General features: G+C 34.7%; 8 protein-coding genes. 1 reads left to right on the top strand and 7 read right to left on the bottom strand.

The window, feature by feature from the left end:
* From ACJML3_RS06800 to ACJML3_RS06770, 7 genes are all read right to left on the bottom strand, one after another.
* Positions 1-405: hypothetical protein (locus ACJML3_RS06800; RefSeq protein ID WP_406021787.1), on the bottom strand; the 405-nt coding region annotated here is incomplete at its 3' end.
* 4 nt (positions 406-409) lie between these two features.
* Complete coding sequence (locus ACJML3_RS06795; RefSeq protein WP_406021785.1) at positions 410-1,312, bottom strand: TrbG/VirB9 family P-type conjugative transfer protein; 903 nt, start codon at positions 1,310-1,312, stop codon at positions 410-412.
* A 1-nt stretch (position 1,313) separates the two neighbouring features.
* Positions 1,314-1,952, bottom strand: coding sequence for a type IV secretion system protein (locus ACJML3_RS06790; RefSeq protein WP_406021783.1), 639 nt, complete (start codon positions 1,950-1,952; stop codon positions 1,314-1,316).
* Positions 1,943-4,393 carry a hypothetical protein gene (locus ACJML3_RS06785; protein ID WP_406021781.1) on the bottom strand — a complete coding sequence of 817 codons (2,451 nt, stop codon included), beginning with the start codon at positions 4,391-4,393 and terminating at the stop codon, positions 1,943-1,945. The genes ACJML3_RS06790 and ACJML3_RS06785 overlap by 10 nt, the downstream gene beginning before the upstream one ends.
* Entirely contained in the window at positions 4,393-4,683 is a 291-nt protein-coding gene (locus ACJML3_RS06780) for a VirB3 family type IV secretion system protein (protein ID WP_406021779.1), read from the bottom strand. The genes ACJML3_RS06785 and ACJML3_RS06780 overlap by 1 nt, the downstream gene beginning before the upstream one ends.
* Positions 4,683-5,144, bottom strand: a complete 462-nt coding sequence (locus tag ACJML3_RS06775; protein ID WP_406021777.1) for a TrbC/VirB2 family protein — start codon at positions 5,142-5,144, stop codon at positions 4,683-4,685. Before ACJML3_RS06775 ends, ACJML3_RS06780 begins: the two co-directional genes overlap by 1 nt.
* The gene (locus ACJML3_RS06770; RefSeq protein WP_406021775.1) at positions 5,141-6,106 is read right to left on the bottom strand and encodes an ATPase, T2SS/T4P/T4SS family; all 966 of its coding nucleotides are present in this window, start codon (positions 6,104-6,106) and stop codon (positions 5,141-5,143) included. The genes ACJML3_RS06775 and ACJML3_RS06770 overlap by 4 nt, the downstream gene beginning before the upstream one ends.
* A gap of 284 nt (positions 6,107-6,390) precedes the next feature.
* Between ACJML3_RS06770 and ACJML3_RS06765 the strand changes: the two genes are divergently transcribed.
* A partial coding sequence (locus ACJML3_RS06765; RefSeq protein ID WP_406021773.1) for a zinc-ribbon domain-containing protein occupies positions 6,391-6,745 on the top strand: 355 nt, incomplete at its 3' end.

Below are 6,745 nucleotides of genomic sequence, written 5' to 3'. Positions count from 1 at the left end.
ATCATCTGCATATAAAGCACTGTTTGAATCATTCTGCTCTTCAATTAAAGGCAGGCTGTGCTTCTCTTTGTACACAGTGTAGTTTTTATAAAATTCTTCAAGAGATTCATCATCACTATTTGATAGTTTTGAATTTTTATCCTTAAATCTTTGCTTATTTTCAATTAGAGTATCTTCAGATCCCTGATTGCTTTGCTCATCAAATTGATGTTCTTCAATGCTGTCAATTGTATTTTTTGCTATATCATTTATTCTCTCAATCTGTTCATCAAGACTTACTGTGTTTTCATCACTTTGTGTTATTACTGAATCTTTTTGTTCATAAAAAGTAGTACAGGTAAAAATAATAATTAAAAAGGTTAAAAATACACCTGAATAAAGATATTTCTTGCTTACGGTTTTCATAGCTTTATCTGACAATCCTTATATTAAGATCATCCCCATCTTTTTTTATTTGCAGTAAAAGCTCTTTAAAGGCTCCGTCTGCAATGATGCTGTTACCTAATACCCTGTAATTGACTGCAGACTTATGCTTGTTTCCTGTTCCGTCGTTTTGAATACTGAAAAGTAAGGGCGCCTCTTCAAGAGAACTTTTGTCTTTTAATTCAAGAATGGTTCTGCCAGAGCAAAAATATCCTTCTATAAATGAGTCTTTATTATCTAAAACCGTATAGTTGAATGTCGCTGCAGAAAAGTCATTATTCTGTATGGTATTTTTGTTATAAGCCTTATCAGTATTCTGATAGGGAATATCATCTGATATGTGAATATCCTTTGAATAGCTGTCATTATTGGAGTTTGAAAAAAACTTCTTTTTTGAGTTTTCTGGATAATAAAAATGAACAGACTGCATAAAATCTGATGATGTCGATTTTAATCTTATATGATATGTTCTCTTGTCTGTTGTAATGATAAGTGAGGTTTTAAGACCAGTATCTAGCGGTTTTACAATCAGATGCTCAACAAAACCACTTTCATTGCCGGATTTTGCAAATTCAACAGACCATCTTGCACCATCTCCTAACTGCACTGAATTTATGTGCTCGTTTTGCTCCATTGCTATGTCTGTAAGCTCTAGTATTGCGCATACAACAGTTGGGATCTGAGATCCGTAATTGAATCTTACAGTTCCTGGCATAATGGCAAAACCACCTTTAGAATTTCTATCAAAGCTGTTTAGCTTTTTTAATGTGGCATTATCCCTTTCATCAAGATATGTTCCGTTATCAGCTGCATATTCATCTCTTAAAGTATCTGAAAAGACAGTAAAAGAGCAGAATAAAAACATAAGGACGATAGATTTTTTTAACATGTTATACCTTTGAAATTATCTTTGATACTCTGATATCGTTAATAAAGATCCCAAGAGGATTAAGTCTTAGTGTTTCCAGATCCTTTGCGTTTACTTTCTTTATCTCAAAACTCAAGAAAGCCTTGTATCTTTGACTTTTATCCTTCTGAATTACTGAAAAATCCAACTGATAGCGGCTTTGTGATATTGCACTTACAGTTTCAACAGCCACATCCTGAATATTTTTCTGTGCGCTCTTATCTTGATAGTATCTGTCTATTTTTCCTTTAGCATCGCTCTTTAGATTAGTTGATGCATATACCTTTTTTATAAGTGAAATGTTCTGCTCTCTATCAGATGTACTTGTATACATTGATTCAATATAAGTGCAGAGAAAATCTGTTATCGCCTGTGGTGGAATTTTCAGATCTTTTTGTATGATCTGTGTCTGTAAAATAGCTCCACTCTTATCAAGCATTACTATGTAGGGAATGAATCTGTCCTTTTTGCACTCATCAATATAGGCAATGCTGATACAGAAAAGCAGCATAAGACTTGTAAAGGCTAAAGCATATGGAAGAAACATCTTCTTTAATTCATAGGTAAAAAAATCAAAACGTCTGATTCCAATGCTGTTTGTGATTTTCTTTTTTAAAGACATAAAGCCTCCACACAGTTGTTATCTTCATCATTTGCTTTGTTTTCCTTGTTTATGCCTAGAAGCTCCTTTTCCTTATCTGACAGAATCAGGCGAAACGGCATAAAGATATCAGCCTTGTGCAAAAAGAAATCCTGTTTTTCTCTGCCGTTTGCAATTTCATATATTTCACGTTCATTAAGATTCATCTTTTCATAATGTTTTTTCATATGTGCAGATTGAAGTGCTGAATTTGGCAGATATACTCTTGTCTGAACGCAGTCAAGAATGTCCACAAAGTTTGATGTCATGCTTAAATCTGTAATCGACTGTGTTGCCATAATTAGAGTTACATTGTGTTTTCTTAATGTTTTTATCCACATGATTAGCTCTTTGTTAAAATACTCATCCTTTAGCATCATCCATGCCTCATCAATGATGATGGCACTTGCCTTGTGCTTTTGTACGCTGTCATTTATAAGATTGAAAACAGCCTTTAAAGTAGGATAAAGATGACTCTTTTCTCTTGAGAATAACTGAGCACATTCAAATACTGTAAGCTCATTTGTAAACTCAGTCTTGCAATCACCGTCTAAAAGAGCATTTTCTGCTTTGCTTTTACAATATTGCTCAATGATCTTTTTTAGATTTATGCTTGTAAGCACTGAGAGAAGATCACTTAAAGAATGTCTGTATTCTGGCATCTTGCAAAGAAGCTCTAAGGCAAGTCTGATTTCCTGCCTTTCATCAATGCTAAGTACATATCTGTTGTACTCAAAAAGACTTACTAAGAATTCAAATGCATCTGTAAACTTATCCTCGTTACTAAGATCGTAAAGAGGACAAAGCGATATATCCGATCTCTCATCTAGGCATATATGCGCACCTTCAATATGAGAGCAAATCTTTTTGAGAGAATATCCCTTGTCAAAACAGAAGATATGCATATCCTCATACTGTAAAAGAGCAGGAATGAGCGATCCTAGAAATACCGATTTTCCAGCACCTGTCGGTCCAAGAACAAGACAGTTTGCAAGCTCGTTTATGTGCAGATTAAGATTTGATATTCCGTTATCAAAGCTTTTTACTGTCATCAAAGATGGAGCCCTATCTCCAAAGAATTTTGTATTTGGAGAGTATTTTTCACCTTTAAAGCTTGTATTTAGAGGTAGAAAGTCTGCAAATACCTCATTAGATATCAGAGCGCGTCTTACATTTTCTGTACAGTGTCCTGGCAGAGAGCCAAGATATGCATCAGTTGCATTGACAGACTCAATTCTTGCTCCAAAACCTAAAGAGAGAATTAACTTTGCAGCCTGTTTTGCCTTTCTTTTAAGTTCATACAGTTTTCTGTCATAAATGATTATGCAGCCTGTATAAGTACCAAAGATCTTGGCATTTTTATTAAGTTCACTTTTTGCCTCTGATACGTTTTGCTCCTGTTCAATTGCATCAGTGTTTTCTGTAACAGGAGATTCTGAAAACATACTGAAAAGTCCTCTTTTTTTCTGAGCCCAGAATCTTCTGTACTTTTCTAAATGAAGATTGCTTTTTAATCTGTCAAATACAATATATCTGCTTGAGTAACGATACTCAAAATCAAGCTCAGATAAAGCATTTAGAATGCAGAACTCAGATGAATTTGGAAAACCTTCAACTGCAACAACACCAATATATTTGTCAGCAATCTTTGGAAACATTCCTGATTCAAAATCGCTGTCAGACAGCACCATATCAAGATAGAAATCCTGTTTTGGAAGCATGAGCGGTGTGTGGTTAAAACAGATGCACTCTCTTAAAAAACTTATGGTTTCATGAGATTTGATGCCTGTGAAGTTTTTGTAGGTACATTCTCTTAATTCAAATGATGTGCTTATTCTCTGAAGAACTCTGTCTGTCTGCGTTTTAAAAGCTTCAAGAAGATCACTGATACTTGTATCAGTCTCATTATTGGAGTTTTTTGTAAATAGACTTGTAAGAGTCTGTGCATCAAGAGTTCCTGCAAGTGAGGTTACACAAAGATAGTATTCATTTTTATAGCATGCATCGTGCTTTAAGGTGTCCATTCTTTTGCAGAAAAGCTCTTTTGCTCTTACAGGACCATGATAAGTGCTATCAGGATTAATATAATCATTATCCTTTGTTCTTATCACGTCAAAATTGATAATGAAACTGCTGTTAACCTCTTTTATGGCATCACAAACAGATTGCTGCTTCTTTTTGATTAAAAGAGGATCTTCAAAGCTTATGCACTGCGCTTCAATTTTATAAACCTTCATGAGTGCGCCGTTTTTGAGTATGACTATATTGTCAGGTCCTAATAAGGCGTAATCAATCAGATCAGTAAAAGCATTCTTTTTTACTGCTTTTTTGTCTTTTAATAACAGAACCCTAAGGCAGAGTGCTGCAATTAAAAATGTTATGACAAAGCCAATAGTAAGCATAAAAACCACGTACTGAGCCATTATTTTCTGTATCCTATAGTGAATATGTTTCCATGTGCAAGATAGTTATCTTTGTATCTTATGTTGCGCATATATACCTTAAAGAGCATAGGATCGTTTAGCTGCATAAGATAAAGTGCTGTATATCCTGAGCAAAAGAGAAAAAATGATAGTAAAAAGCCTTTAATACTCAGACTTATACTTGCTATGACAATGCATAAAAACAAAAGACTCATGCAAAGCTGTCTGTCAGCAAGTAAAAAAGTCTGAGTTCTGATTAAAGACTGATAGATATCGTGCTTTTCTCCCATCAGCACATCCTTGAATACTTGTCTATTGATGCTTTTGAGTAATCAATATAAAAGGCAATATCAGAGTTTTTTGTAGAAATCTGATTTTTGTCTTTGTGTAAATTTTCCTTTTTATAATCAGTGCTGTTATTAACACTTACACCATCATCAATGCATGCACCGTTGAAAACGCCTGTCATGATGCTGTTAGCACCAAGGATCATGCCGACAACAAGCACAAGATAGACTAGGGATTTTACAAAGCGGCTTATTTCACCACCTGCAAAAATAAGAGTCATACCTGAGGATACAATTCCTATAAGCGCAACAGAGCGCGCAACAGGTCCTGTAAGTGACAACTGAATATCCTTAAGATAACTTTCATAGGGGAGTGCTGTTGAACTTACCTCTGATGCGTTTGCATCATTTAAAAAAAGTAAAAACAAAAGCGTTAGCGAAAATGCTATGAGCGTTCTTTTCATATAAGATTTTCTCCTAGGAGTTCTAATTTATATTTTTTATCTTCAAAACCGTTAATCTGATAAATACAGTGCACATGTCTGTACGGATCTTTTTTTAGCACTACAATCGCATCGATTGATGCTCCTATAAGTCTTTCAATGCCTGATGGAGCATTTGGATTTCTGCTTATAAGAAGCTTTAATCTTTCAAGTGCCTGGATTTCATTGCCTGCATGCATAGAGCACATAGCTCCATCATGTCCTGTACTTAAGGCATCGAGCATATCAAGAGCCTCTTTTGAGCGTATTTCTCCTACGACAATTCTGTCAGGTGACAGTCTTAAACTTGCTTTGACAAGATAGGACATATCAGCATTCTTTGAGGTATACAGACTTACGCAGTTTTTTCCATTTATCTCAAGCTCCGGCGTATCCTCAATTGTTATAATTCTTGACTGTGCATCATTGCAAAGAACAAGTCTTAATAGTGAGTTTAAAAAAGTTGTTTTTCCGCAGGCTGTCTGCCCACATATAAGAAGATTCTTTTTACTTAAGATCAGCTTTTTTAAAACCTTATACAGATGCTCATTTATAAAACCATCACTTAGCAGTTCATCAATACTGATAGATAGAGTATTAAATGATCTAAGACAGAAAACAGGAGCCTTAACAAGTGGTGGCAGTACCGCTGCAAAACGGACCTTAAGAAAGTCAATTTCGCAGTCAATTACAGGACTGTTGTTCGGTATTTCCTTGCTGTTTAATGAAGCAATACTTCTGATAATTGCTGATGCCCTATAGGTATCAACGCATCCTACCTGCTCTAAATGACCATGACTGCACTTTACAAACATTTTTCCGTCAGGATTGAGCATAAGCTCTTCAACTTTCTTCTCAAGAATCGAATTGACCAGATCTCTGCCAAACAGTGAGTAAAGTGACTGTCTTATTCTGTCCGACTGAATGTTTTCTTTTTCAAACATACAAACACCTGTTTTTAACGCAGGCATTATTGCACTTGATTTTTTTTTGCCTTTATCAAAAGATGCACAATCTGCACTGTGGATATTTAACAGTCTGAATTTAAAAGAGAAAATGATAATAATTTTGATAAAATAACTTGGTTTATATAAGTGTGTGTACTGTGTGTGCTTTAGTACAAAATAATTATTTTTGTTTTGACGATTCTTATGGTAAAGAATAGAATCTAAGGATCTTATCTGTCTTTAATAGACAAATCATTTAAACAATAATATAAGGTGAAATTATGTTCTGCTCTAAGTGTGGTGCCGATAATCCTGATGGTGCAAATTTCTGTATAAAGTGCGGTCATGCTTTAAACTTTACAATTCCTGAGAATAAGGTAAATACTGTACCTGCTGCAAATCAGTCACTCATAAATGAGACTCAAAACTGCAATTCTCTCATGATAATTGGCTTGATTTTTTCTCTTCTCAATTACGTACCATACGTAAATATCATGAGTTGTATTGTTTCTTATATTGTTACCATTCTTGGAATGTGCAAGGTAATAGCTTTCTGTCAGAAGTATGTCAGTTTTGATTCAAATGCAGCATTGATAGAGAAAATGACACGAACCCTTCGTCTTCATTACATTATTA

The organism is Succinivibrio sp., from assembly GCF_045124615.1.
Classification (GTDB): domain Bacteria; phylum Pseudomonadota; class Gammaproteobacteria; order Enterobacterales; family Succinivibrionaceae; genus Succinivibrio; species Succinivibrio faecicola.
This window is presented reverse-complemented; position numbering and strand designations above follow the sequence as displayed.